Origin of the sequence: Aromatoleum diolicum (genome assembly GCF_012910955.1) — a bacterium.
GTDB classification, from domain to species: domain Bacteria; phylum Pseudomonadota; class Gammaproteobacteria; order Burkholderiales; family Rhodocyclaceae; genus Aromatoleum; species Aromatoleum diolicum.
In genome coordinates, this window is the sequence record NZ_WTVQ01000019.1 from 60205 (window position 1) to 85423 (window position 25219).

The 25219-nt window shown below is 67.6% G+C and carries 23 protein-coding genes; 15 read left to right on the forward strand and 8 right to left on the reverse strand.

Going from position 1 to position 25219, the window contains the following annotated elements:
- Nucleotides 1-112: 112 nt before the first annotated feature.
- The 3 genes from ilvA (at nucleotide 113) to purU (ending at nucleotide 3122) form a co-directional block, all read left to right on the forward strand.
- Nucleotides 113-1354: a threonine ammonia-lyase gene (gene ilvA, locus GPA25_RS12690; protein ID WP_169260765.1), complete on the forward strand. Its 1242-nt coding sequence runs from the start codon at nucleotides 113-115 to the stop codon at nucleotides 1352-1354.
- A gap of 255 nt (nucleotides 1355-1609) precedes the next feature.
- Nucleotides 1610-2221, forward strand: coding sequence for a bifunctional phosphoserine phosphatase/homoserine phosphotransferase ThrH (gene thrH / locus GPA25_RS12695; protein ID WP_169260766.1), 612 nt, complete (start codon nucleotides 1610-1612; stop codon nucleotides 2219-2221).
- 13 nt (nucleotides 2222-2234) lie between these two features.
- Entirely contained in the window at nucleotides 2235-3122 is an 888-nt protein-coding gene (purU, locus tag GPA25_RS12700; protein ID WP_169260767.1) for a formyltetrahydrofolate deformylase, read from the forward strand.
- A gap of 43 nt (nucleotides 3123-3165) precedes the next feature.
- On the opposite strand, the gene GPA25_RS12705 is transcribed toward purU, so the two are convergent.
- The 5 genes from GPA25_RS12705 to GPA25_RS12725 all read right to left on the reverse strand — a co-directional run bounded on the left by GPA25_RS12705 (nucleotide 3166) and on the right by GPA25_RS12725 (nucleotide 8111).
- A complete protein-coding gene (locus GPA25_RS12705) occupies nucleotides 3166-4800 on the reverse strand; it encodes a methyl-accepting chemotaxis protein (RefSeq protein ID WP_169260768.1) in 1635 nt (544 codons plus the stop codon).
- 64 nt (nucleotides 4801-4864) lie between these two features.
- Nucleotides 4865-5311: a rhodanese-like domain-containing protein gene (locus GPA25_RS12710; RefSeq protein WP_169260769.1), complete on the reverse strand. Its 447-nt coding sequence runs from the start codon at nucleotides 5309-5311 to the stop codon at nucleotides 4865-4867.
- Between the two features lie 206 nt (nucleotides 5312-5517).
- Nucleotides 5518-6966: an ammonium transporter gene (locus tag GPA25_RS12715; RefSeq protein ID WP_169260770.1), complete on the reverse strand. Its 1449-nt coding sequence runs from the start codon at nucleotides 6964-6966 to the stop codon at nucleotides 5518-5520.
- A gap of 12 nt (nucleotides 6967-6978) precedes the next feature.
- Nucleotides 6979-7317 carry a P-II family nitrogen regulator gene (glnK, locus tag GPA25_RS12720; RefSeq protein WP_169260771.1) on the reverse strand — a complete coding sequence of 113 codons (339 nt, stop codon included), beginning with the start codon at nucleotides 7315-7317 and terminating at the stop codon, nucleotides 6979-6981.
- Between the two features lie 50 nt (nucleotides 7318-7367).
- Complete coding sequence (locus GPA25_RS12725; RefSeq protein WP_169260772.1) at nucleotides 7368-8111, reverse strand: TorF family putative porin; 744 nt, start codon at nucleotides 8109-8111, stop codon at nucleotides 7368-7370.
- Nucleotides 8112-8433: 322 nt separating this feature from the next.
- On the opposite strand from GPA25_RS12725, the gene GPA25_RS12730 reads away from it, so the two are divergent.
- The 12 genes from GPA25_RS12730 to GPA25_RS12785 all read left to right on the forward strand — a co-directional run bounded on the left by GPA25_RS12730 (nucleotide 8434) and on the right by GPA25_RS12785 (nucleotide 22531).
- A complete protein-coding gene (locus GPA25_RS12730; protein ID WP_169260773.1) occupies nucleotides 8434-8697 on the forward strand; it encodes an accessory factor UbiK family protein in 264 nt (87 codons plus the stop codon).
- 113 nt (nucleotides 8698-8810) lie between these two features.
- Complete coding sequence (locus tag GPA25_RS12735; RefSeq protein WP_169260774.1) at nucleotides 8811-10310, forward strand: YifB family Mg chelatase-like AAA ATPase; 1500 nt, start codon at nucleotides 8811-8813, stop codon at nucleotides 10308-10310.
- 86 nt (nucleotides 10311-10396) lie between these two features.
- The gene (locus tag GPA25_RS12740) at nucleotides 10397-11590 is read left to right on the forward strand and encodes a multidrug effflux MFS transporter (protein WP_169260775.1); all 1194 of its coding nucleotides are present in this window, start codon (nucleotides 10397-10399) and stop codon (nucleotides 11588-11590) included.
- Nucleotides 11591-11819: 229 nt separating this feature from the next.
- A complete protein-coding gene (locus GPA25_RS12745; protein ID WP_169260776.1) occupies nucleotides 11820-13298 on the forward strand; it encodes an aminotransferase class I/II-fold pyridoxal phosphate-dependent enzyme in 1479 nt (492 codons plus the stop codon).
- 12 nt (nucleotides 13299-13310) lie between these two features.
- Nucleotides 13311-14291 carry a peptidase U32 family protein gene (locus tag GPA25_RS12750; protein WP_169260777.1) on the forward strand — a complete coding sequence of 327 codons (981 nt, stop codon included), beginning with the start codon at nucleotides 13311-13313 and terminating at the stop codon, nucleotides 14289-14291.
- Between the two features lie 11 nt (nucleotides 14292-14302).
- Entirely contained in the window at nucleotides 14303-15262 is a 960-nt protein-coding gene (locus tag GPA25_RS12755; protein ID WP_169260778.1) for a peptidase U32 family protein, read from the forward strand.
- Between the two features lie 127 nt (nucleotides 15263-15389).
- A complete protein-coding gene (locus tag GPA25_RS12760) occupies nucleotides 15390-16346 on the forward strand; it encodes a peptidase U32 family protein (RefSeq protein ID WP_169260779.1) in 957 nt (318 codons plus the stop codon).
- A 1-nt stretch (nucleotide 16347) separates the two neighbouring features.
- Entirely contained in the window at nucleotides 16348-17295 is a 948-nt protein-coding gene (locus GPA25_RS12765) for an ABC transporter substrate-binding protein (protein ID WP_169260780.1), read from the forward strand.
- A 5-nt stretch (nucleotides 17296-17300) separates the two neighbouring features.
- Nucleotides 17301-18275, forward strand: coding sequence for a peptidase U32 family protein (locus GPA25_RS12770; RefSeq protein ID WP_169260781.1), 975 nt, complete (start codon nucleotides 17301-17303; stop codon nucleotides 18273-18275).
- Nucleotides 18272-20884 (forward strand): PEP/pyruvate-binding domain-containing protein, encoded by a 2613-nt coding sequence (locus tag GPA25_RS12775; protein ID WP_343034921.1) that lies wholly within the window; start codon nucleotides 18272-18274, stop codon nucleotides 20882-20884. Before GPA25_RS12770 ends, GPA25_RS12775 begins: the two co-directional genes overlap by 4 nt.
- Nucleotides 20835-21692, forward strand: coding sequence for an SDR family NAD(P)-dependent oxidoreductase (locus GPA25_RS12780; RefSeq protein WP_169260783.1), 858 nt, complete (start codon nucleotides 20835-20837; stop codon nucleotides 21690-21692). The genes GPA25_RS12775 and GPA25_RS12780 overlap by 50 nt, the downstream gene beginning before the upstream one ends.
- Nucleotides 21689-22531, forward strand: coding sequence for a fumarylacetoacetate hydrolase family protein (locus tag GPA25_RS12785; protein WP_169260784.1), 843 nt, complete (start codon nucleotides 21689-21691; stop codon nucleotides 22529-22531). Before GPA25_RS12780 ends, GPA25_RS12785 begins: the two co-directional genes overlap by 4 nt.
- Before the next feature lie 71 nt (nucleotides 22532-22602).
- On the opposite strand, the gene GPA25_RS12790 is transcribed toward GPA25_RS12785, so the two are convergent.
- Genes GPA25_RS12790 through GPA25_RS12800 form a run of 3 tightly spaced genes read right to left on the reverse strand, consistent with a single transcriptional unit; the run spans nucleotide 22603 to nucleotide 25209 of the window.
- Nucleotides 22603-23346, reverse strand: coding sequence for an ABC transporter ATP-binding protein (locus GPA25_RS12790; protein WP_169260785.1), 744 nt, complete (start codon nucleotides 23344-23346; stop codon nucleotides 22603-22605).
- Nucleotides 23336-24112, reverse strand: a complete 777-nt coding sequence (locus GPA25_RS12795; protein WP_169260786.1) for an ABC transporter ATP-binding protein — start codon at nucleotides 24110-24112, stop codon at nucleotides 23336-23338. The genes GPA25_RS12790 and GPA25_RS12795 overlap by 11 nt, the downstream gene beginning before the upstream one ends.
- Nucleotides 24109-25209, reverse strand: a complete 1101-nt coding sequence (locus GPA25_RS12800) for an ABC transporter permease subunit (RefSeq protein ID WP_169260787.1) — start codon at nucleotides 25207-25209, stop codon at nucleotides 24109-24111. The genes GPA25_RS12795 and GPA25_RS12800 overlap by 4 nt, the downstream gene beginning before the upstream one ends.
- Nucleotides 25210-25219 lie beyond the last annotated feature (10 nt).

A 25219-nucleotide genomic window follows, 5' to 3' on the forward strand; every position in this document is an offset into this window, starting at 1 on the left:
TGGGCCGTGCGTGGTGGTCGGAGACGCAACGCTTACCAGAACCGGCGCTTTGCCCGTACAGTAATGCGCTGCCCGCGTCGGGCGACCGATCCCTGCCCTCGGAGAACATGCCATGGCCGCTGCGCCCCTGCCGCTCGCTTTGCCCGATCTCGTCGCCGCGCGCGCGCGCATCAGCGACGCGGTGCTGCGCACGGTGCAATGGCAGAACGATCCCTTGTCCGAAGAACTCGGCGTGCCGCTACGTCTCAAGCTGGAGAATCTGCAACGTACCGGTTCGTTCAAGCTGCGCGGGGCGACCTACAAGATCGCCCGCCTGCTCGACAGTGAGGTGCCGCCGACCGGCGTGGTCGCCGCGTCCGCCGGCAACCACGCGCAGGGCGTGGCGCGCGCGGCCGCGCTATGCGGCTTGCGCGCGGTGGTCGTCATGCCGACCAATGCGCCGCTCACCAAGATCCAGTCCTGCCGCAAACTCGGGGCGGAGGTGCGGCTGGTCGGCGACAACCTCGAAGTCGCGGCCGACGAGGCGCGCCGCCTGGCGACCGAAGAACATCTCGCCTTCCTGCATCCCTACGACGACTGGGACGTCATCGCCGGGCAGGCCAGCTGTGGCCTGGAAATGCTCGAAGACGCCCCCGACATGACCGTCGCGATCGTGCCGCTCGGCGGCGGCGGGCTGATTTCCGGCATTGCGCTGGCGCTCAAGCTGCAGAATCCGGCGATTCGCGTCATCGGCGTGCAGACCGAGGCGGTCGCCCCGTGGCGCTCATTCCTGCGTGACGGCTCGATCGAGGAAGTGCCGCCCGGCGCGCACACCATCGCCGACGGCATCAAGGTCAAGCGCCCCGGGCTGCTCACGCGCCAGGTGATCGCACGTTACGTCGACGAGATCGTCACCGTGGACGACAACGCCATTGCCGAAGCCATCGTCACCCTGCTGGAGCGCACCCGCACGATCGGCGAGGGCGCCGGCGTGGTGGGGCTGGCGGCGCTGATGCAGCGCAAGATCGCGCTGCGCCCGGACGACCGCGTTGTTGCGGTGATTTCCGGCGGCAATGTGGACATGACCCTGGTCGGGCGCTCGATCGACTACGGTCTGGCTTCCAGCGGGCGGTTGATGTGCGTCGCGGTGATGATATCCGACGCGCCGGGACAGCTCCTGGCCCTGCTCAAGACCGTCGCGGAGCTCGGCATGAATGTGCGCCACGTCGAACATCGCCGCGGCGAGCTGCACGTGGCGGTCGGCATGACCGAAGTGATTCTGCAGATGGAAACGCGCGATTCCGATCATCAGCGCGAGCTGCTGACGCACTTTGCGGCGCAAGGCCTGCGCGTGCGCAATCTGGTCGCCACCTGAACCGGGCATCCTGGAAAGAAAAACGGGGCTGCCGAAGCAGCCCCGGGAAATGACCTCCATCAGGGGTCAAGGGTTACGCATTTACAGCCCCATTATAGGGCGATATAACCCAGACCGCTCGCTGCGCGGATTGGTTCCCCCAGGCGGGTGTGAAATTTTTGGCATTCGGCGCATGCAAGGCGGTGGCGGCACATCGGGTGCCCGGCGACTGCTAGAATTCCGCCTTTGCCCTATCGCCGTTACAGGAATATCGCCGTGCAGATCGTGTGTCTCGACCTTGAAGGTGTGCTCGTCCCGGAAATCTGGATCGAATTTGCCGAGCGTACCGGCATCCCCGAACTGCGTCGCACCACGCGCGACGAGCCCGACTACGACACGCTGATGAAGTACCGCCTGAACATCCTCGCGGAACGGAAACTCGGTCTGCCGGACATCCAGGACGTCATCGCCAGCATGGGGCCGATGGCCGGCGCGCGTGACTTCCTCGACGACCTGCGAGAAAGCTATCAGGTCGTGATCCTGTCGGACACCTTCGAGGAATTCGCCAAGCCGCTGATGAAGCAGCTCGGCTGGCCGACGCTGTTCTGTCATTCGCTCGTCGCCGACGCCAACGGCATGCTCGTCGGCTATCGCCTGCGCATGCCCGACCAGAAGCGCGAAGCGGTCAAGCGCTTCAAGGAAATCAATCTCAAGGTCGTGGCCGCGGGCGATTCCTACAACGACACCGCGATGCTTGGCGAGGCGCATGGCGGCATCCTGTTCCACCCGCCGGAGAACGTCATTCGCGAATTCCCGCAGTTCCCGGTGACCCGCAGCTACGCGGAGTTGCGCCGCGAGATCGACAAGGCCTTCGCCCGCGTTGCCTGAACGGGAAGGCATCATGCATCGCGAACGCTTCTACACCCTGTCGGCATCCTGCCCTGACCGCGTCGGCATCGTCGCGCGCGTGTCCGGTTTCATCGCCGAGCACCGCGGCTGGATTCTCGAAACCTCGCTGCACGCCGAAGCGCCGCGCGCTGACGTCAAGGAGAGTGAAGTCGACGGGCGCTACTTCATGCGCATCGAGATCAAGGCCGCGTCGCTGCCTTTCCACCTCGCCGAATTCCGCGAGCGCTTCCGTCCGCTGGCCGATGAACTCGAGATGGACTGGAGCATCACCGATTCGGCGGTGAAGAAGCGCGTCGTCCTGCTGGTGTCGAAGCAGGAGCATTGCCTCTACGATCTGCTCGCACGCTGGCAGTCGAAGGAACTCGACATCGAGATCCCGTGCGTGATTTCGAACCACGACACCTTCCGTGGCTTCGTCGAGTGGCACGGCATCCCGTTTCACCATGTGCCGGTCACCGCTGACAACAAGGCGTCGGCGTACGCCGAAGTGCAGCGCATCGTCGAGGAAGTGCGCGGTGAAACCATCGTGCTGGCGCGCTACATGCAGGTGCTGTCGCCCGAGCTGTGTGCCGCCTACCGCGGGCGCATCATCAACATCCATCACAGCTTCCTGCCGAGCTTCGTCGGCGCCAAGCCGTATCACCAGGCCTGGACGAAGGGCGTCAAGCTGATCGGCGCGACCTGCCACTATGTTACCGAAGAGCTGGACCAGGGGCCGATCATCGAGCAGGACGTGATCCGCATCGACCACTCGGATTCGGTCGAGGACATGGTGCGCTACGGCAAGGACATCGAAAAGACCGTCCTCGCGCGCGGCCTGCGCTATCACCTCGAAGGCCGCGTGCTGACGCACGGCAACAAGACGATCGTGTTCCGCTGAACGTGACCGGACGGCGGTGCCCGCCGCTCGGTCACCGTTTGACTCAGGCAGTGCGGAAGTTGCTCACCAACTGACGCAAGGAGTCTGCGGTGTGCGCCGAATCGTCGGCCGCAGCGGCCATCTGTGCAATGGTCGCGCTGGTATGCTCGACCGCTTGCGAAATGGCTTCCATGCCGTTGGCGGTCTGTTCGGCGACGATGCGCTGCTCCTTGGTCGAGTGCGCGATATCTTCCGACAGGGCCGAAACGCGCTGTGCAGCGTCGACGATCTGCGTGAATGCCGCTTCGAGCTGGCCGATCTTGTCGGCGTCCTCGGCGACGTCGCTGTCCACCGCACGCATCGCCTGCACCGCGCAGGCGGCCTGCTGCTCCACGGTATGCACGATGTTCGAGATCTCGGCCGTGCTATGGCCGGTGCGCTCCGCGAGCTTGCGCACCTCGTCGGCCACCACCGCGAAGCCGCGCCCCGCTTCGCCTGCGCGCGCGGCCTCGATGGCGGCATTGAGCGCGAGCAGGTTGGTCTGGTCCGCGATCTCGCGGATCACCGTGGAGATGGCGTTGATCTGCTGGATGGAACTGGAGAGGGCGCTCACGGCCTGCGTCGCCTCGGCCGAGGCATGCTGGGCGCGTTCGGTTGCCATGCGGCTCTCGCGCATCAGCTGACTGCCGCGTTCGGCCGCCGCATGGGCACTGTTGGCGGCGTCGGACACTTGCGCCGAGCCGGTCGAGATCTCGCCGACGGAGACGGTGAGCTGTTCCATCGCGGCCGTCATCTTCATGACCTCGTCGGACTGCTGCTGCGCGCGGTCGTGGATATCCTGCGCGCTGGTGCGCACGTTGTCCGAGGCGTCGGCGACGCGGTCCGATCCGTGCCGTACCTGCGCCAGCGTACCGCACAGCGTCTCGAGCGAGGCGTTGATGGCGCGTGCCATTTCGCCCAGCTCGTCGCCGCTGAGCACCGTGCTCTTGGCCGTCAGGTCGCCCTGCGCGACCTGCGCCAGGGCGCGCTGCACGTCCGCGACGGGGCGCGTGATGGCGCGGATGATCAGCGTGGTGAAGAGCGCGAGCAGCACGACGGCGCCGCCCACGAGAACCGTGGCATACCGGTTCAGTTCGCGCTCCATGCGCGCGGCCTCGTGATATACCTGCTCCACCTCCTGAGTGCGCAGGGCGATGAGTTCCGCGAGGGGCTTGGAGACGCTGGTGATGACAGGCGGCCAGTCGTCCTCGAGGATCCCGGTCAGGAGTTCCTTGTCGTTGCTTGAAGAGTAGGCGGTATCGAGCGTGGCGAAGAGCCTGGGCAGCCCGGCGAGGCCTTCCGCGAGCGTGGCGGTCAGCGCCTGCTCTTCCGTTTCGTCTGCACTGATCGCGGTCATGCGGCGGTAGTCGGACCACAACTGGGGTAGGGCCTCGCGCACTTCCGCGAGGTGACGGCGCGAGCCCGGCGCAGGCATCTGGTCGGTAATGACGCCGGCGATGCGGAAGCGCACCTCTCCGAGCTGGTCGCTCAGCGTCTGGATCTTGCGCAGGGGGATGACGTTCTCTTCATACACCCGGCGTAGCGCCTCGGTGGAGGACGCGTTGCCGTAGAAGAGCATGGCCGCGATGGCGACGATCATCACGAGGGCAAAGGCCGCCAGGGCATAGAGTTTTGCCTTCAGCGAAAATGTCGGGCGCATTGGTATTCCTCGAAAAAAAAGGCTGCGCGTGGGGGCGCAGCCTTGGTTACGGCAGTGCAGCGAATTACTTGACCGGCAGGCCCTTCGCCTTCCAGCCCGGCAGGCCGTCGCGCAGCCAGTTGACCTTGGTGTGGCCAACCTTCATGGCGGCAATCGACAGCTTGTAGCTCTTCCAGCAGTCGTGACCGTTGCAGTAGGTGACGATGGGCGTCGCCTTGTCCCCCGGCAGTTTGCCGAGGTCTACGCTGTCGACGGCGGGGTCGAAGTCCGGCTTCTTCTCGCTTTTTTCCTTGTACGGCACGCTGATGGCGCCGTCGATATGGCCTTCGGCGTATTCGGCCGCTGACCGGGCGTCGATGATCACCGCGCCCTTTGCCTGCAGGTCGCGGGCCTGTTCGGGGCTCACGACGGTGGCGCCGGCGAGACTGGTAGGATTGTCGATGGCGTGCGCGCCAACGGCAGTGAAGGAAAGCAGCGTGGCGGCGGCGATGCGGGACAGGATGCGGATCATGAAAAACCTCGGCTGGATGCTGACGGAAAATTGCGCAATCAGCTTTTCAGCTTACTAAGTAATTCGTAATAGCTATGGAACCGAGGTCACAGACGGTTGCCGGTCGGATATGCAGCACGCGGTGAACAAAAAACGGGCGCCCCCGTGGGGACGCCCGCAACAAGTCCGGCCTTAAGAGCAGGACGGACCGGCCGTGATGCCTATTGTTAGTAGTGGTAGGCCGTTTCGCCGTGGGCGGTGATGTCCAGGCCTTCGCGTTCCTCTTCTTCCGGCACGCGCAGCCCGACCAGCAGATCGACGATCTTGTAGGCGACGACCGACACGACACCCGACCACACGATCGCGACGACCACGCCCCAGAACTGGCTGGTGACCTGTGCGCCGGTGTCGAAGGCCGCGACCGAGTTGGCGACGTAGTCGTACACCCCGACGCCGCCGAGGGCCGGATTCGCGAACACGCCGGTCAGCAGCGCGCCGAGGATGCCACCGACGCCATGTACGCCGAACACGTCGAGCGCGTCGTCGGCACCGAGCATGCGCTTGAGGCCATTGACGCCCCACAGGCAGATCACGCCGGCGAGCAGGCCGATCACGATCGCGCCCATCGGACCCACCCAGCCGCAGGCCGGGGTGATCGCGACCAGCCCGGACACCGCACCGGAAGCCGCACCCAGCAGCGAGGGCTTGCCCTTCATCAGCCATTCCGCGGTCATCCACGACATCGCCGCCATGCCGGTGGCGACCATGGTGTTGAGGAAGGCCAGCGCGGTCAGGCCGTTGGCTTCGAGGTTGGAGCCGGCGTTGAAGCCGAACCAGCCGATCCACAGCATCGAGGCACCGACCATGGTCAGCGTCAGCGAGTGCGGGGCCATCGATTCGCGGCCGTAGCCGATGCGCTTGCCGATCATGAAGGCGCCCACCAGGCCCGCGACGGCGGCGTTGATGTGCACCACGGTACCGCCGGCGAAGTCGAGCGCACCCTTCTGGAACAGGAAGCCTGCGGTCGCAGCGGCGGCTTCTCCCGCGGCAGCGTCGGTGTAGGCATCCGGACCCGCCCAGTACCACACCATGTGGGCCATCGGCAGGTAGGAGAAGGTGAACCACAGCACCATGAAGAGCAGCACCGCGGAGAACTTCATGCGCTCGGCGAAGGCGCCGACGATCAGGGCCGGCGTGATCGCCGCGAAGGTCGCCTGGAAGATGATGTAGGAGAACTCGGGAATCGCAACGCCCTTGCTGAAGGTGGCGGCCATCGAGTCGACCGTGACGCCGTTCAGGAAGAGCTTGGATAGTCCGCCGATGAATGCGTTGCCCTCCGTGAAGGCGAGGCTGTAGCCATAGACGAACCACAGCACGATCATCAGCGAGAAGATCACGAACACCTGCATCAGCACCGACAGCATGTTCTTCGAGCGCACGAGGCCGCCGTAGAACAGCGCCAGGCCCGGGATCACCATGAAGGCGACGAGGGCGGTGGCGGTCAGCATCCAGGCGGTATCCCCCTTGTTGACCGTGGGCGCCGGCGCCGCGGCCGGTTCGGCGACGGCTGCGGCGGCGTCGGCTACCGCGGTCACCGCCGGCGCGTCTTCGGCGCTGGCCAGGCCGGCAAAGCCGAGAGCCAGGAGCGTGAATAAGACTGCAAGTATTTTTTTCATGTTTGTTCTCCCTTACAGCGCATCGGTACCGGTTTCGCCCGTGCGGATGCGGATCGCCTGTTCGAGGTCGAAGACGAAGATCTTGCCGTCGCCGATCTTGCCGGTCGCGGCGGACTTCTCGATCGCTTCGATGACCTGGTCGAGCAACTCGGTGCGCACGGCGGCCTCGATCTTCACCTTGGGCAGGAAGTCGACGACGTATTCGGCGCCCCGGTATAGCTCGGTGTGCCCCTTCTGCCGGCCGAAGCCCTTGACCTCGGTGACGGTGATGCCCTGCACGCCGATCGCCGAAAGGGCTTCGCGCACTTCGTCGAGCTTGAAGGGCTTGATGATCGCGGTGACGAATTTCATGATGGTTTCCTTTCAATCGTGCGGGGCGCGTGCCCCGCGGCGGTGCATGCTCAGAAGGCCTTGCTGACGCTGACAACGTAGCGCGCGTCGGCGTCGAAGTCGCTCTTGTCCTTCATGTCGGTATCGACGTAGTGCAGGCCGACGGTCAGGCCGGCGACGGCCTGGCTCACCCCGACTTTCCAGTCCGCGTACGACTTGGCCGGCCCGGTGATCCTCTGGCGACCGTAGTGCGCGTTCAGCGTCGTGCCGGTGATGACCTCGTAGGCCGCCGTCAGGTCGAAGTACTGGCTGCCCTTCGAGTCCGGGGCGCCGAAGAGCTTGGTCAGCGAGTTCGAGTACTTGAAGGACAGGAACTTCCACGACAGGCCGACGTAGCCTTCCAGCGTGTTCGGGTGCTTCAGGCCGATCGTATTGCGCCAGCCGGAGTCGAGCTCGCCCGGATAGACGTACTGCAGCAGGCCGACGTCGTAGCCGAAATCGCCGACCGCGCCCTTGTAGCCGGCATAGACATCGAGTTCCAGGCTGTTGCCGGAATTCTCGTCGGTGCCGCGCTCCAGATCGCTCAGCCACGAGACGTTCGAGCCCCACACGCCGACATACAGGCCGCTCGAATGCGCGTAATCGAAACCGCCCTGCAGAGCCGGCTTCTCGTCAGTCTGGCTGATGCCGCGGTAGGCGTAGTCCGAAACGAGGGACACGTTGGCGGCGAAGGGGCTGTCGCCGGCAAGGGCGGTACCCGATGCGAGCATCGGCAGGGCTGCGAGAACGGCGGTGGCGACGGTGCGCTTGTACATGGTTTGCTCCTTGAGTGTTATATGTCTGGCAATCACCCCATTGCACGTGCCGTGCCAAGCGCTGAAAAACTTCAGTAATGTATTGGTTTGTAAGCAGAAAGAGTTTTAAGGTGGCGCGCCGTGAGACTTCCGGGTGTGCACCTGCAGCAGATGTGATGCTGCAAGATGCACTAAGTTGGTGCGTAAGCTGTCAAGCCTGGTGCGCGGCTCCCCAGGGGCTCGCTTTGTGCCCCCCATATGGTGCAGTCCGGCACTGCGTCGTCGTCGGGAAATGACCCGTGGTAAACTGCTGCGTCATTCACCGTCCCTCTAAGGCGCCGCCATGGCTGGTCCCCGTTTCCTTGACGACATTGGTGCGAAGCTTTCGGAGCTCGCCAACAGCAATCCCGCCCGGGATTTTGAAAAGAACGCCAAGGCCATGCTCGGCAGCGCCTTTGGCAAGCTCGACCTAGTGACGCGCGAGGAATTCGACGTGCAGCGCGAAGTGCTGGCCCATGCGCGCCAGAAGCTGGCCGAACTCGAAGAGCGCGTCGCCGCGCTCGAGTCCGAGCTGGTCCGCGCCCGCACCGCACGCGACGCCGACTGAACGGGTTCGATCGACGGGCCACACCGGCCGGACTTGCCGCCGGTTCCGAATTTAGTCTTTTGTCATTGAACGTGCCTCCGGTAGACTGAGCTCAGTCCATTCCGGAGGTATCGATGTCGCTGGCTCTCATACGCACCCGCGCGCTGGCCGGGTTGAATGCACCCGAAGTGACGGTGGAAGTCCACCTCGCCAACGGCCTGCCTGCATTCAACCTGGTCGGTTTGCCCGACACCGAGGTGCGTGAGGCACGCGAGCGCGTGCGCGCAGCGATCGCAACCTCGCAGTTCGAATTTCCACAGCGTCGTATCACCGTCAACCTCGCCCCCGCCGACTTGCCGAAGGAAGGCGGCCGCTTCGACCTGCCGATCGCGCTGGGCATTCTTGCCGCCTCCGGCCAGGTCGATGCGGCCGCGCTCGTACGACACGAATTCGTCGGCGAATTGTCGCTCAACGGCAGCCTGCGCCCGGTACGCGGCGGGCTCGCGATGGCGCTCGCAAGTGTGCGGGCCGGTCGCGCTCTGGTGCTGCCGGCCGTCAATGCGGACGAAGCAGCACTCGCCCGCGAGGCCAGCGTGCTGCCCGCGGACAGCCTGCTGGCGGTATGCGCGCACCTGAATGGTCACACGCCGCTCGCGCGTCGCGCGCCTCCGCCGGCAGCCGAAGCGGTGGCGAACGAACATGACCTCGCGGAAGTGAAGGGGCAGTTGCAGGCGCGCCGCGCGCTGGAGGTCGCCGCGGCGGGACAGCATTCGCTGTTGATGTTCGGGCCGCCCGGCACCGGCAAGTCGATGCTTGCCCGCCGCTTGCCCGGCCTGTTGCCGTCGATGGACGAGGCGGAGGCAATCGAGAGCGCATCGATCCAGTCGATCGAAGGCACGTTCGACGCGTCGCGCTGGGGCCGGCGTCCCTACCGCGCGCCGCATCACTCGGCGTCGGCGCCGGCGCTGGTGGGGGGCGGTGCGAATCCCCGGCCCGGCGAGATCAGCCTCGCGCACCACGGCGTGCTGTTCCTCGACGAGCTGCCGGAATTCGATCGCCGCGTCCTTGAAGCCCTGCGCGAGCCGCTCGAAACCGGCACCGTGACGGTGTCGCGCGCGCGTCAGCGGGCCGAGTTCCCGGCGCGCTTCCAGCTGATCGCGGCAATGAATCCATGCCCCTGCGGACACTCTGGGAATCCGAACGGGCGCTGCCGCTGTTCGCCCGACCAGGTGGCGCGCTACCGTGGCCGCTTGTCCGGTCCGCTTCTCGATCGCATGGACATCGTCATCGAGGTGCCGCTGCTCGATCATGCCGAAATGCTGGGACGCCCCGCCGGGGAGCCGAGCGCGGTGGTGCGCGAGCGTGTCGCCGGTGCGTGGGCGCGGCAGCGCGAGCGGCAGGGCGAGCCCAACAGCCGTCTCGCGCCGGGGCGCGTGGATACCCTGTGCGCGCCCGACAGCGCCGGGCAGGGGCTGCTCGATCACGCGATCCGGCGGCTGAACCTCTCCGCGCGGGGTTATCATCGCATCCTGAAGGTTGCCCGGACGATTGCCGACCTGGCTGGCGCAGAGTGCGTCGGCACAGCGCATCTGGCCGAGGCAATCCAGTATCGGCGCGGTCTGGATACACGCTAACGCGGCACGGCCTGGAGTTTGGGCGCGCTGCGGATCGGGTGCCTGCGGCGCGATACCGATGCAGCGAACCCCAGAGACCCCCGATAATGCCTGCTTCACCCCCCTGGCTTGCGTTCGTCCTCGCCGCGCTCGCCGCCATCGGACCGTTTTCGATCGACACCTACCTGCCGGCCTTCCAGGCCATCGGCGAGGCCTTGTCGGCCACGCCGCTGCAGATCCAGCAGACGCTGACGGCCTACATGGCGACCTTTGCCTTCATGGTGTTGTGGCACGGCGCACTGGCCGACCGTTTCGGGCGCCGACGCGTGCTCCTCGGTGCGATGGCGCTGTTTGCGCTGGCTTCGCTGGTGTGCGCGCTGGCGCCGACGATCGAGTGGTTGTGGTTTGGGCGGGCATTGCAGGGCACAAGCGGCGGGGCCGGCATGGTCGTCGGTCGCGCGGTGATCCGTGACCTCCATGACGGTGCCCACGCGCAGCGCCTGATGTCGCGTGTCATGCTGATTTTTGCCATTGCGCCGGCGATTGCGCCACTGATTGGCGGGGTGCTGCTGACGCTGGCGGGCTGGCGCGCGATTTTCCTGTTTCTCGCCGCCTTCGGCGGACTGCTGGTGTATCTGACGTGGCGCTTCCTGCCCGAAACCCTGCCGCATGCGGCGCGCCACCCGCTGCATCCGGTTCTGCTGTGGCGCGCCTACGCGCGGGTGCTCGGCAGTGGCGCCTTCGTGCTGCTGGCGGGGGCGGTGGCATTCAACTTCAACGGCTTCTTTCTGTACGTGCTGTCGGCGCCCGCTTTTCTGATGACGCATCTGGGGCTCGGGGAGCAGGAGTTCGGCTGGCTGTTCATCCCCGCGGTGGCAGGCATGGTGAGCGGTTCGGCGCTGTCGGGACGGGTTGCCGGGCACTGGCGCCCGGCGCGCACGATCGCCGTCGGCTTCGCCATCATGGCCGTCGCGGTGGGGTGCAACGTGCTGATTGCGGCGGTGCTGCCGCCGGGTTTGCCCTGGTCGGTGGCGCCGATCGTGCTGTACACCTTCGGCATGTCGCTGTCGATGCCCAGCCTGACGCTGCTCGCGCTGGATCTATTCCCTGCCCGGCGCGGCCTGGCGTCGAGCTGTCAGAGCTTTCTGCAGGTCGGCATCAATTCGGTCACGGCCGGGGTGCTCGCGCCGCTGTTGTGGCATTCGCCGCTGACGCTGGCGGCCGGCATGGCGGGCTTTCTGGGTGTCGGCGGGCTCGCCTTCTTGCGCTGGCGCCGGGCGCAGGCGGGCCTTACGGCCTGAGGCGCAGGCGTCGCAGGGGAGGGACGAGCGGGTTTCTCCGTCCTGCCGCTCCCGTGTTGAAGGGACCCCGTTGCGTCCGCGTGATCGCCGCGGCAATCCCCATAACCATGTTATCGATATGGAAATGCAGAAAATCATGACACCCACTTCATGATCCGTCGGTGTTGCGCTTGCCATCGTGGCCCTAGGCTATCGACATGTTGGCAAGTGCAACCCGGAGGTTCATGCGATGGATTTTGTGACGCCGCTGCTGGCGATCGGCGGCCGTGCCGATGCGGAGGATGGTGCCGCATTGCGTGCGGCGGGCGTCGATACGCTGCTGTCGCTGGCGCCGCTGGCACGGCCGCGGGACGTCGGCGTGCAGCTGAGCGTGGCGGTGGCCGACCGGGTGGCGCTGCCCGACGCGGCGATCCGCGAGGTGGTGGATTTTCTCGCGCAGCGCACGGCGGCCGGGCACCGCGTGCTGATGCACTGCGAGATGGGCATTTCGCGTTCGCCGGCGCTGGCGGCGTGTTTCCTGCATGAATGCGCGGGGCTGACGCTGGACGAGGCGTTTGCGCGGGTCGGCTCGGCGCGTGCGATCGCGGCGCCCGATGTGGCGCTGTTGGCGTCGATTCGGCGCTATTACGCCGCTCGTCTCGCCACCGATCGCGCCGCCGACCGCGACAGCGACCCGCCGTTCGCCGTGCAGTTTGCCGATCTCGCCGGCAATGAAAATCCATTCGGCCCGTCGCCGCAGGCAGTTCAGGCAATCACGCAGGCGCTGGCAGGCCTGCACCGTTATCCGGACCTTGGGGCGGACGCGCTGCGCGAGGCGCTCGCGCAGCGACTCGACCTGCCGGCCTCGCACATCGTGATCGGCAACGGTGCCTGCGAGCTGATCGACCTGACGCTGCGCCGCTGCGCCGCAGGGGGCGGCGAGGTGCTGATTCCCGATCCGGCGTTTCCTGCTTACCGATCGGCGGCCAGACGTGCCGGGGCGCACGTGATACCGGTGCCGCTGACCGGCGCCGATTACCGCGTGGAGGCCTTTCTCGAACGCCTGACGCCGGCGACCCGCTTGGTGGTGGTGGCCTCGCCGCACAACCCGACCGGCACGCTGATGTCCCCATCCGACTGGGCGCGGCTGCGCGATGCGCTGCCCGAGGGCGCGTGGCTGCTGCTCGACGAGGCGTATCGCGACTACGCCGGCGCCCAGGAACTGATCGACGCGTGTGCCGACGTGCGCCGCGGCGCACGCGTGATCGTGCTGCGCTCGCTCTCGAAAGTCGAAGGACTTGCGGGACTGCGTGTCGGTTACGGCTTCGCGCCGGCAGTGATGGCGCAAGAACTGGCGGCGCTGTGCCCGCAGTACCACGTCGGCACGCTGGCCCAGGTGGCGGCGGTGGCGGCGCTCGCCGACGAGCGCCATCGCGCCGACAGCGTCGCCGCCAATGCGCGCGAACGCGAGGCGCTGATGGCGGGGCTCGCACGTCTGGGTGTCGATTTCATTCCGTCGGCGGCCAATTTCGTGCTGCTGCGCGGCCCCCGCGACGCGCTGGCGCGCCTTGCGGCGCGCGCGGTGGCGGTGAAGTGCATGGCGCGTTACGGCCTGCCCGGCCACATCCGCGTCAGCGTCGGGCTGCCGCCGGAGAACGCGCGCTTTCTTGCGGCGCTGGGCGAGCTGATCCGCGAAGACCACGAATGCCGGGAAGCGATCCCGGCCTGAAGGAGCAGTGACATGGTGATGATGATGGCCCCCGGCGGAACGCTGGAGATGGCGCAGGCGGTGCTCGACGAGGGCGCCGATGCGGTGTACGTCGGCGTGGTCGGGTGGAGCCGGCGCGGCGCGCAGGACGAACTCAACGACGACGAGATCCACCGCACGATCGACTACGCCTTGGCGCGCGGCAAGGAGGTGCGCATCGTCGTGAACACCTTGCCCAGTTCCACCGAGTTGCCGATGTTCGTCGAGCGCGTCGAGCGCTACGCGGGTTGGGGCGCGCAGGGTTTCATGATCAGCGACATCGGCGCGATGCGCCTGGTGAAGGAGCGCCTGCCGCAGGTGAACATTCACTCCAGCGTCGGCTGCGGCATCACCAATTACGAGGACGTGTGCTTCCTGCGCGAGATCGGCGCGACCTACGTGGTACTGCCGTACCGCATGTCGGTCGAGGAGATCCGCCAGATCAAGCAGGCGGGCGACGTCGGCATCGAGGTGTTCCTGTTCAAGACGCCGTCGGGCGGCAAGATCTGCCCGGGCAAATGCAATATGAGCAGCTATTTCAGCTTCCGCCGCTGGCTCGACGCGCAGGGCAAGGACCACTTCTTCGGCTCCGCGTCGCGCGGCGGCGACTGTCTGCGGGTGTGCCAGACCGACTGGAATTTCAACGTCGACGAGGTCGACTTCCGCGCGCCGATGACGATCAAGACCAATCCGGCGCTGTGGCTCGAAGAGCTGCCGGACTATCTGGCGGCCGGCGTGGACTGCCTGAAGGTGCCGGGCCGCGACCGTTCGACGGCGCTGGTGCGCGACATCGTGCGCGTGTATCGGCGCGCGGTCGACACGATTCTGGAAACCGACCACCCCGACCTGAGCGTCTTCGCGTCGGAACTGGAAACGCTGCGCGGGCGCTGGATGACCGAGCGCGGCAAACGCGACAACCGCCTGCTGCGCCAGGCGATCGACGAATCGCGGCGCACCGTCGCCACCCCCCTGTGAGGAGACACAACATGTTCGAACTATCCACCGACGTCGGCAACCTCAAGGAACTGCGCGAGGGGGGCTTTTCCGCCTACGACGCGCTGTATCTCGGGGACTTTTCCTGCCCGGACTATCCCAACAATTTCAGCTCCCACCCCGAGCTGCTCGAAGCCGGCCTGGAACTCGTGAAGGCGCGCGACCAGAAGGCCTATCTGCGGCTGTACGCGGTGCCGGGCAACAGCGATCTGGGCTGGGTCGAGGACCTCGTCGACGCCGCGCTCGAACTGCCGTTCGACGCCTTCGAGGTGCATAACCTCGGACTGCTGCGCATGCTGCGCGAGAAGGGCTGCCGGCTGCCGATCCACCTGGGCGTGTTTGGCAACCTGTATACCCACGAGACGGCGAAGGTGCTGAAGGAATACGGCGTCACGCGCGTCTATCCGAACCCGGAGCTATCGCTCGACGAAGTGCGCTACATCGCGGACAACGCCGAGATCGAAGTGCTCGTCCCGGTGCACGGCAAGATTCCGCTGGTGATCTCGGAGACCTGCTTCATCCTCGAACACAGCGAGCAGGGGGAAGAGGATGGCGCCCAGTCGGGTGCGTGCGGCGACGGCACGTGCTCCTACCAATGCACCCAGGAGCACTGGTTGAAGCGCGGGCGCAGCGACGGCAGCCGCGCCGACTGGTCGCTGAAGGACACCGGGCGCATGACGCTGTCGGGCAAGGACCTGTGCATGGTCGAGCACGCCGCCATGCTCGCGGGCATGGGACTGAAGCATTTCTACGTGCACAACAAGGGCGAGGCGCACGGCTACGCGGCGGCGGTCGGGGGGATCTACCGCGACGCGCTGACGCGGGCCTTCTGCGGCAAGGACGCCGAGGATCCCACCGCTTCGCTGGCGACCCTGGCGGGCCTCGCGCGCGAGGGCCTGTGCAACGGCTACTACTTCGAGGGCGCCGGTCAGCGCTACTTCGGGAGAGTGTGATGCCCCCACGCTCACTTTGTTCGAGGAGGGCCGGCTTTGCACAGCCGGTCCCGCTCCGCGGGCGCGAAGCAGTGCTTCGCGAATTCCCCGCTACGCCCCTCGGGGCGGCCCGGCGGGAGGCCTGGAAATGACCCGCATGCTTGCCCCGGCCGGCTCGCTGGAGATGGCGTGCGCGGCGGTCGATGAGGGGGCCGACATCATCTACGTCGGGCCGCTCGGCTTCTCGCGCCGGCCCTACGAGTCGGAGATGAGCGATGGCGCGATCCGCGAGGCGACCGACTATGCGCGGGCGCGGGGAGCCGAACTGCGCGTGGTGCTCAACACCTTTCCGACGCCCTTCGACTTCGGCCGCTTTGTCGACAAGGCGCAGCATTACGCCGACATCGGCGCATCGGGCTTCATCGTCACGGACATCGGCCTGATGCGCGCGCTGCGCCAAAGGCTCCCGGACACCGTGCTGCACGTGAGTATCGGCAGCGGCATCAGCAACGCGCAGGACGCGGCGTTCTACCGCGCGGCCGGCGCCGACGTGATCATCCTGCCCTACCGCTGGGACGTCGCGGAGATCGAGGCGGTGCGCGCGACCAGCGACATCGGTCTGGAAACCTTCCTGTTCGAGACGGTGCAGACCGGCAAGCTGTGCCCGGGCAAATGCATCATGAGCAGCTACCTGCGCTTTCGCGACTGGCTCGAGGTCGAAGGCAGCCGCGACTTCCACGGCAGCGCCAACCGCGGCGCGAAGGAATGCTACCGCGTGTGCCAGGCGAGCTGGGAGTTCGGCGTGCCCGGCGAGGCGCCGCTCGAACTGAAGCTGCGCCGCGATGCGCGTCTGATGCTGGCGCAACTGCCGGCTTTCGTGCGCGCGGGCGTGAGCTGCTTCAAGCTCTCGGGGCGCGAGCGGCCGGTCGGCATGATCCGCGACCTGGTGCGCTTCTACCGCAAGGCCATCGACGAGGTGATCGGCGGTGCGACGGACCTCGATCACCACGCCGGGGAACTCGCCGAACTGCGCCTGCGTTGGGTGCGCGAGAAGAGCCGGCGCGTCGATACGCTGATGGACCGGGCCGCGAGTTATGCCAACTGAGATGCGACCTGATCGCCGCGGCAGACTGCCGACGCTGCGCGCGGCCTTCGAGACGACCGGCAGCGGCTGCTGGCTGATGCGCGCGATCCTCGACGGCGGCCTCGATCGCGCCAACGGCTATCGGCTCGCGCTGGAGCTCGGCGACGACCGCATGCGCGGCGGGCGGCAGGCCACCGAGGCGCGCCTGATCGCCGGCGAGGTCGATCTCATCGATACCGACTGGCTGTCGCTCGCGCGCCATCGCGCCGCCGGTTTGCCGCTCGCGGCCGCGGCCCCCTACGGGACGATCTTCGGCGGCCTGGTGGCGCCCCGCGACGGCGCGCTGCGCAGCCTCGCGGACCTGAAGGGCCGGCGCATCGGCGTCGTGCATGCGCAGGACAAGAACTGGCTGCTGCTGCGCGCGGCGTGCCGGCAGCACCACGACTTCGATCCCGCCGTGCACGCGCAGTGCGTCGCGACGGGCTCGAAAACCGCGCTGCGGCAGGCCTTGCAGGACGGGCAGGTGGATGCTGCGCTGCTGTATTGGCACCAAGTGCCGGCCCAGGTGGCGAACGGCGATTTCGTCGAGGTGTGCGACCTGGTCGACCTGCTGAACGGCTTGCCCGGCGGCGTCGCGGCCGCGCCGTCGACCTTCTTCGTCTTCCGCGACGCGATGCTCGCGGCGCAGCCGGAACTCGTCCGCGCCTTCGCTCGTTCGGTGGCGGACGCTGCCGTACGCCTGCGCGCCGATGCGGATTTGTGGTGCCGTGTCAGCGGTGTCACGTGGGACTCGGACGACGGTGTCGGGGAAGCCCTGCGCAAGAAATGGCTGGCGCGCATCGGCCCGCCGTGGGCGCCGGGAATGACCGACACGCTCGGCACGCTCGCCGGCCTGCTTGCCGGCCTGGCGCCGGGCGCCGCGCGCTTTGAACTACCCGGCGGCATCTTCGCCGCGGGCTTTCTGGATTGAGGTGAATGATGACGGTACTCATGGCCCCCGGTGGCACCCTCGAGATGGCGGTGACCGCGTTCGCGCGCGGCGCCGATTCGGTCTATGTCGGCCCGCGGGGCTGGAGTCGCCGGCCTGCGAGCGACGAACTGGACGACGGCGAGATTGCCGAGCTGATCGCCGAGGCCGGGCGCGACGGCAAGGACGTGCGCATCGCCATCAACGTGATGCCGGCGCCCCACGAGGTGGGCCTCTTTCTCGATCGGGTCGCGGCCTTTGCGGCGATGGGCGCGGGCGGCGTGATGCTCTGCGATCCCGGCCTGATCCCGCTGGTGAGCCGGCAGTTTCCCGGCCTCGACGTGCATGTCAGCGTCACCGCGGGCGTGTTCAACGTCGAGGACGTGCGTTTCTACGATGAACTGGGTGCCGATTACGTGGTGCTGCCGTACCGCTGGGGCGTCGAAGAGGCCGCGCAGATCCGCGCCGCCAGTCCGATGAAGCTCGAAGCCTTCCTGTTCCAGAATCCGCATCGCGGCCGCATCTGCCCCGGGCGCTGCTATTCGAGCAGCTATTTCCACGTGAAGCATGTGCGCGACGAGGCGGACCGCGATGTGTTCCTCGGCTCGGCGGCGCGCGGCGGCAGCTGTTACCGCATCTGCCGTGGCCAGTGGGCGCTGACCGCCGGCGGGCAGCTCCACCCGGACGCGCCGCGCTTGAAGAGCAGCCCCGAGCTGCTGCTGTGGGAAGTGCCCGAATACGTCGCGATGGGGGTCGAACGCTTCAAGATCCCGGGGCGCGAGCGCAGCACCGCGGTCGTCGCGGACATCGTCGGCTTCTACCGCCGCGTGCTCGACTCGTTGCTCGCCGGGCAAGGCCGCGTCGAGGCCTTCGCGCCCGAATGGCTGGAGCTGAAGGCGCGCTGGAGCGGCGAGCGCGAGCATCGCGACGACGCGCGCATCCTTGGTGCCGAACGCGCCGGGCGGGTGGAGGTCCTGGCGTGAGCGCACACGGTGCGAGCGCCTGGATCCGCGATCTGACCGCGGTGGCGGCGGGTGAGGGCGGCCTCGTCGGCAACAAGGCACTGCGTCAGGGCCTGCTCTTGCAGGCGGGCTTTCCGGTGAGTCCGGGCTTCTGCCTAACGACCCGCGCGCTTGCCGCGTGGCACGCCGGCGATGCCTTGCGCGACGCCGTACGGGCGGCGCTGCTCGACGCCTATCGGCAACTCGGCGGCTGCGTCGCAGTGCGCAGTTCCGCGGTCGAGGAGGATGGCAACGGCGCGAGCTACGCCGGCATCTACACCAGCGAACTGGCGGTCAGCGGCGAGACTGCGCTGCTGACCGCGGTGGAGCGCTGTCTCGCGTCGTGGTCGGAACCGGCGGCGGCGGACTACCGCCGGCGCCTCGGTCATGACGATGGCGCGCTGGCGATCCTTGTGCAGCAGCTGGTGCCGGCGATCGCGGCGGGCATCGCCTACACGCGTGCGCCGCTCGACGACCGCCGCCACGAGGTGCATATCGACGCGGTGTGGGGGCTCGCCGAGCCGCTCGCGGCGGGGCGCGTTACCGGCGACAGCTTCGTGCTGTCGCATCGCGGCCGCCTGCTGCGCCGGCGCATCGTAGCCAAGGAGTACGCGCTGGCGGTCGGCGGGATGCACGTGGTGCGCGCGCAGCGCGTCCGCGCGGCCTGTCTGACGCCGCAGCAGGCGCGCGACATCGCGCAGCTGGCGCTGCGTGCGGAAACCCATTTCGGCGCGCCGCAGGATGTCGAATTCGCCATCGATGTGCGCGGTGCGTGGATCCTGCAGTCGCGCCCGCTGGTGGCGGCACGGTCGGCCGGTGGGCGCGGGCTGGAACGCTATCTCGCCGGCGAACGGCGGCGCCTCGCGCGCAAGTTCGCCGAGTTGCGCCGCCGCGGCGTCCTGCGCGGTAGCGAACTGGTGCTCAGCAATGGCAACATCGGCGAACTGCTGCCGACGCCGACGGTGATGAGTTTCGGCCTGTTCCGCGACCTCTTCGCCGGCCGCCACGGCGCGATCGTGCGCGGGCGCCGGCGTCTGGGTTACCGCTTCGATCCGCGCTGCGTCGATCACCTGTACGAGCGGGTGGCCGGGCAGGCCTGCTTCAACCTTGAGGCCGACGCGGCGACCTTCGACGACGGCACCGCGCCCGACGTGCAGCACTACCTCGCGCGCGTTGCGGCCGACCCGTCGCTCGCGAACTACCCGGAAATCCGCCTCTACGGCCAGGACGAGCTCGATGGCGAAGCGGCGCAGGCGCGGGCGACATTCCAAGGCGGCATGCGCGCGGCGGCACGCGACTTCCTGCAGCGCTACGCCGGAGAGATTGCGCCGCGCCTGGGCGTTCCCGCGAAGCTCAAGCTCGATGTCGGCGACGCTGCCGATCCGCAGGCGACCGTGCGCGGCATCGCTCGGCTGATGCATTTCCTGCGCGCCGGGCCGTGTGTCGAATTCGTCGTCGCGGCGCGCCTGGGCTTCCATTTCGCCGCCGAGCTGCGTACGCAACTCGTGCGCCGGCTCGGCGCTAACGAGGGCGAGGCGCTGTGCGCACGCCTGCTGTCGGGCCTGCCCGATAGCCTGGTGACGCGCCAGGCGCTGTGGCTCGAAGAAGTCGCGCCGGGGCGCCGCACACAGGCCGCGTATCTCGAGGCCTATGGCCATTGTGCGGACAACGAACTGGAACTATCCGAACCGCGCTTCGCCGAACAGCCAGCGCGGTTGGCGGCGCAGCTCGACAATCTTGCCGCGAGCGGGCGCCATCCGGCGGCCGAGTTCGCGCGCCAGCGGGCCGAGCGTGCGGCGACCGAGGCGGCGCTGCCGCGGCGGTTGTGCGATGCCGGCATGGCGGATGACGAGCAGGCGGACCTTATCGAAGCGCTGCATTACGCCCAGCAGTTGCTGCCGCTGCGCGAAACCATCAAGCACCACTACACCGCAGTCTACGCGCTGATCCGCCGCGGCGTGCTGCGCGTCGCGGCCGAACTCGGCTGGCCGGAGGATCTGATCTTCCACTTGTACCCGCGCGAACTGCCGGCGGCGCTACGCGATCCGCAAGGCCTGCGCCGGCGGGCCGAGCGGCGCGCCGAAGAGCATGCGCTGGCGCGGCTGGCGGCGCGGCTGCGTTGCGTGCCGGATGTGGTGTTCGGCTCGCGCCTCGACGCGATCGGCATGCCCGCCGCGCTGTCCGGCGCTGGCGCGGGGCGGGGCTGGGGTGGCGCACCGCTGTCGCCGGGGCGGGTGTCCGGCGTCGCGCGTGTGCTCGAAGCCGGCGCGCCGCTGCCCGCCGGCGGCTGGCGCGGCGACGAAATCCTTGTGCTGCGCGCGGCCAATCTCGGCGTCACGCCACTGTTCCGCGTCGTCGCCGGGGTCATCGTCGAGGTCGGCGGCCTGCTCGCACACAGCGCCTGCCAGGCGCGCGAGGCGGGCATTCCCGCCATCGCGCTGAGCGACGCCACGCGACTCATACCTGACGGCGCGCGCATCGTCATCGATGGCGCGAGCGGGCGGGTCGCGCTGGTGCAAACTTCACATGAGGGCATTGCCGATGAGTACGAAACCGTCCGCGAAAGCGAGCGCAGTCTTGCCACGGTTTGATCTGGACGGCCAGTGCGCGCTGGTGACCGGTGCGGGCGCCAACGGCGGCATCGGCCACGCCATCGCGCTGGGCCTCGCGCGGGCCGGCGCGCGCGTCGCGATTGCCGACGTCGATGCCGACGGGCTCGCGGTCACCGCCGCGGAACTCGCCGCCATCGGCCCGCCGCCGCTCGCACAGATCGCGGACATCGCCGACGCGGCACAGATCGAGGCGCTGTTCGCGGCCGTCGACCGCGACTGCGGGCGTCTCGACCTCCTCGTCAACGTCCCCTTCGCCTTCCCCTCGCGCGTGCGCCCGCATGAACTGGAACTCGAACACTGGGAGCGCATGCTCGCGGTCAATCTCACCGGCTATTTCCTGTGCTGCCAGGCCGCGCTGCGCCGCATGCTGGTGGCGGGGTGCGGCAGCATCATCAACATCGGCTCGAATGCCGGCGAATCGGCGCTCGGGCGCGGCGCGTTGCCGTACAGTTGCACCAAGGCGGCGGTGCATCAGCTGACGCGCGAGCTGGCGGTCGAGTACGGCGGCGCGGGGATCCGCGTGAATGCGATCCTGCCCGCGCAGACGCTGACGCCTGGCCTGCGTGCGCACCTCGAGACGCCGCGTTTCCGCGATCACGTGCTGCCGCGCATCCTCGCCGGGCTGCCGCAGGGGCGTCTGCTCGATCCCGAGGACTACGTCGGACCGGCCATTTTCCTTGCCTCCGAGGCGGCGCGGGCGGTCAATGGCGTGCTGCTTCCGGTCGACGGCGGCAATCTCGCGATGAACGCCGGCGGCAGCCATGTCTGGCCCGCGGCCACCGAATGAAGCTGGTCCGCTACGGCCCGCGCGGTCGCGAACGCCCCGGCTTGATCGACGCAGAAGGCCGCCTGCGTGACCTCTCTGCGCACGTCGACGACATCGACGGCGCGGCGCTCGCGCCTGCGCGCCTTGCGGCCCTGCGCCGCCGGGCGCCGGCGAGCCTGCCGCGGGTTCCCGGCCGGCCGCGCCTGGGCGTGCCGGTCGCCGGCGTCGGCAAGATCGTCGCCGTCGGCCTGAATTACCGCGAACACGCCCAGTCGGGCCATGTGCTGCCGGCGGAACCCATCCTCTTCATGAAGGCGCCCAGCGCGCTGTGTGGCCCGCGTGACCCCGTCCGCCTGCCGCCCGGAGCGGTGAAAGGGGATTGGGAAGTGGAACTGGCGCTGGTCATCGGCCGGCGTGCGCGCCGGGTGCCGGCCTCGCAGGCGCTCGCGCATGTCGCCGGCTACTGCGTCGCCAACGACGTGTCGGAGCGCGCCTTCCAGTTCGAGCGCGGCCCGCAGTGGGACAAGGGCAAGAGCTGCGACACCTTCTGCCCGCTCGGGCCCTGGCTGGTGACGCACGACGAGATCGCCGACCCTCAGGCGCTGGACATGCGCTTGACGCTCAACGGCGAGACCATGCAGGCGGCGAGCACCACCGACATGCTGTTCCCATGCGCCGACATCGTCGCCTTCGTCAGTGACTTCATGACCCTGCTGCCCGGCGACGTCATCCTCACCGGCACGCCGCCGGGCAGCGGTTTCCTGCGCAGTCCGCCGCGCTTCCTGCGCCACGGCGACCGCCTGCGGCTCGCCATCGCCGGTCTCGGGGAACAGCGTTCGAGGATTGTTGCCGACGCGTAAACGGAAAACGGGCGCGGGACCGTCCGTCCCGCGCCCGTTCCTCGGGCGAGCGGCTGATGGCTGCGACGGGCTCAGACGGCCTCGTCGACCTCGCCCAGATACGCCGCGCGCACTTTCGGATTGGTCAGCAGATCCGCGCCGGTTCCGCTCAGAGTGATCTTGCCCGACTCCATCACGTAGGCGCGCTGCGAGAATTCCAGCGCGAGGTTGGCATTCTGCTCGACGAGCAGGATCGTCACGCCTTCCTTCGCCACCGACTGCACGACTTCGAAGATTTTCTCCACCACCAGCGGTGCGAGCCCCATCGATGGTTCGTCGAGCAGCAGCAGCTTGGGTCGTGACAGCAGCGCACGGCCGATCGCGACCATCTGCTGTTCGCCGCCGGAGAGGGTGCCGGCGACCTGCGCCAGACGCTCCTTGATGCGCGGCAGCATCGTGTAGACGCGTTCCAGGTCAGACTCGATGGCGGCCTTGTCGTTGCGCGAATACGCACCCATGCGCAGATTTTCCTCGACCGTCAGGCGCGTGAAGATGCCGCGCCCTTCGGGAACCAGCGCGATGCCGCGGCGCAGCCGCTTGTGCGCGGGCAGCGTCTTGACCTTCTCGCCTTCGTATAGGATTTCGCCGTGGGCCAGTTGCAGGCTGCCGGCGATGGCGTTGAGTGTCGTGGTCTTGCCGGCGCCGTTGGCGCCGATCAGGCTGACGAGTTCGCCGCGGTACAGTTCGAGATCGATGCCCTTGACGGCCTGGATGCCGCCGTAGGCGATCTGCACGCCGGAGAGCTGCAGCAGCGGGGAAAGCGGATTAGTGTGCATTCTTGTGGCCTCCGCCCAGATAGGCGCCGATCACGGCTTCGTTCTTCTGCACCACGGCAGGCACATCCTCGGCAATCTTGCGGCCGAAGTCGAGCACTGCAACGCGGTCGCACAGGCCCATCACCAGTTTCACGTCGTGCTCGATCAGCAGCACGGTGATGCCGTCGCGGCGGATCTGGTCGATCAGCAGCTTGAGCTGGCCGGTTTCGGTGGCGTTCATGCCGGCAGCGGGTTCGTCGAGCGCCAGCAGCTGGGGTTCGGTGGCCAGCGCACGGGCAATTTCGAGGCGCCGCTGGTCGCCGTACGACAGGTTCTTGGCGGTCGCGGTGGCAAAGCGTTCGATGCCGACGTACTTGAGCAGCTCGTAGGCGCGCTCCGTGGTCAGGCGCTCTTCCTCGACGGTGTGCTTGTTCTGCGTGAGGATGCCCCACACCGTCGCATTGGTGCGGATGTGATGGCCCGCCATGACGTTTTCCAGCGCCGTCAGCTCGCGGAACAGGCGGATGTTCTGGAAGGTGCGCGCGATGCCCTGCGCGACCACCAGATGCGGCTTGCCCGAGGGCAGCACCGTGCCGTTGAAGATGAACTCGCCGCCGTCCGGCGTGTAGGCACCCGTCAGCACGTTGAAGAAGGTTGTCTTGCCGGCGCCGTTGGGGCCGATCAGACCGTAGATCTCGCCCTTGCCGATGGTCAGCGACACGTCGGAGAGGGCCTGCAGGCCGCCGAAGCGCTTGCCGATGCCGCGGGCTTCGAGAAGGGTGATCATTGGGCGACCCCCTTGCTCTTCAGGTGCCGGATATGGGAATACTTGGCGTTGGCCGGAATCAGGCCGGCGGGGCGGAGCAGCATCATCAGGATCATGGCGAGCGACAGAAGCAGCATGCGGAGAACTTCGGGGTCGAGCAGCACGTGGCCGAACAGCGCCTGCTGCACCGGCACCGCAAGGTGGCGCAGGATCTCGGGCAGCGCGGACAGGATCAGCGCGCCGACGATGGCACCGGCCACGTTGCCCATGCCGCCGAACACCACCATCGTCAACACTGCGATCGATTCCATCAGCGAGAACGATTCGGGCGAGACGAAGCCCTGGAACGAGCCGAACAGCGCGCCGGAAAGGCCGCCGAAGGTTGCGCCGAGGGAAAACGCCAGCAACTTCATGTTGCGCGTGTTGATGCCGATCGCCTTGGCGGCGAGTTCGTCGTCGCGCATCGCGGCCCACGCGCGGCCCACGCGCGAGATTTGCAGGCGCTGGATGAACATGATTGAACCGGCAACGCAGGCGAGGAAGAAGTAGTAATAGAGGAACAGCGAATTGATCGACACCTCTTCGGTGACCTGGATGTTGCGCGACAGATCCCAGCCGAACAGGATGATCGGATCGAGCGCGTTGATCCCCTGCGGCCCGTTGGTGATGTTCACCGGGTAGTTCAGGTTGTTCATGAAGATGCGCACGATTTCGCCGAAGCCCAGCGTCACGATGGCGAGATAGTCGCCGCGTAATCGCAACACCGGAAAGCCCAGCATGATGCCTGCGGTCGCCGCGAAACCCGCTGCCAGCGGCAGCACCACCCAGATCGGCAGATGCACATCGAAATGCGGCGAGGAGAGGAAGGCGAAGGTGTAGGCGCCGACCGCGTAGAACGCGATGTAGCCGAGGTCGAGCAGGCCGGCGAAGCCGACGACGAGGTTCAGGCCCAGCGCGAGCAGGATGTACAGCAGCGCGAAGTCGAGCACGCGCACCCAGGTGCGGCCGAACGCCATGGCGATCAGCGGCGCGCCGATCGCCAGCGCGATGACCAGCCAGCGTGCCGCCTGCGGGTTGCGTTTGCCCAGCCAGGGGACGGCCAGTGCGAGTTCGTTCATGGTTCGGTTC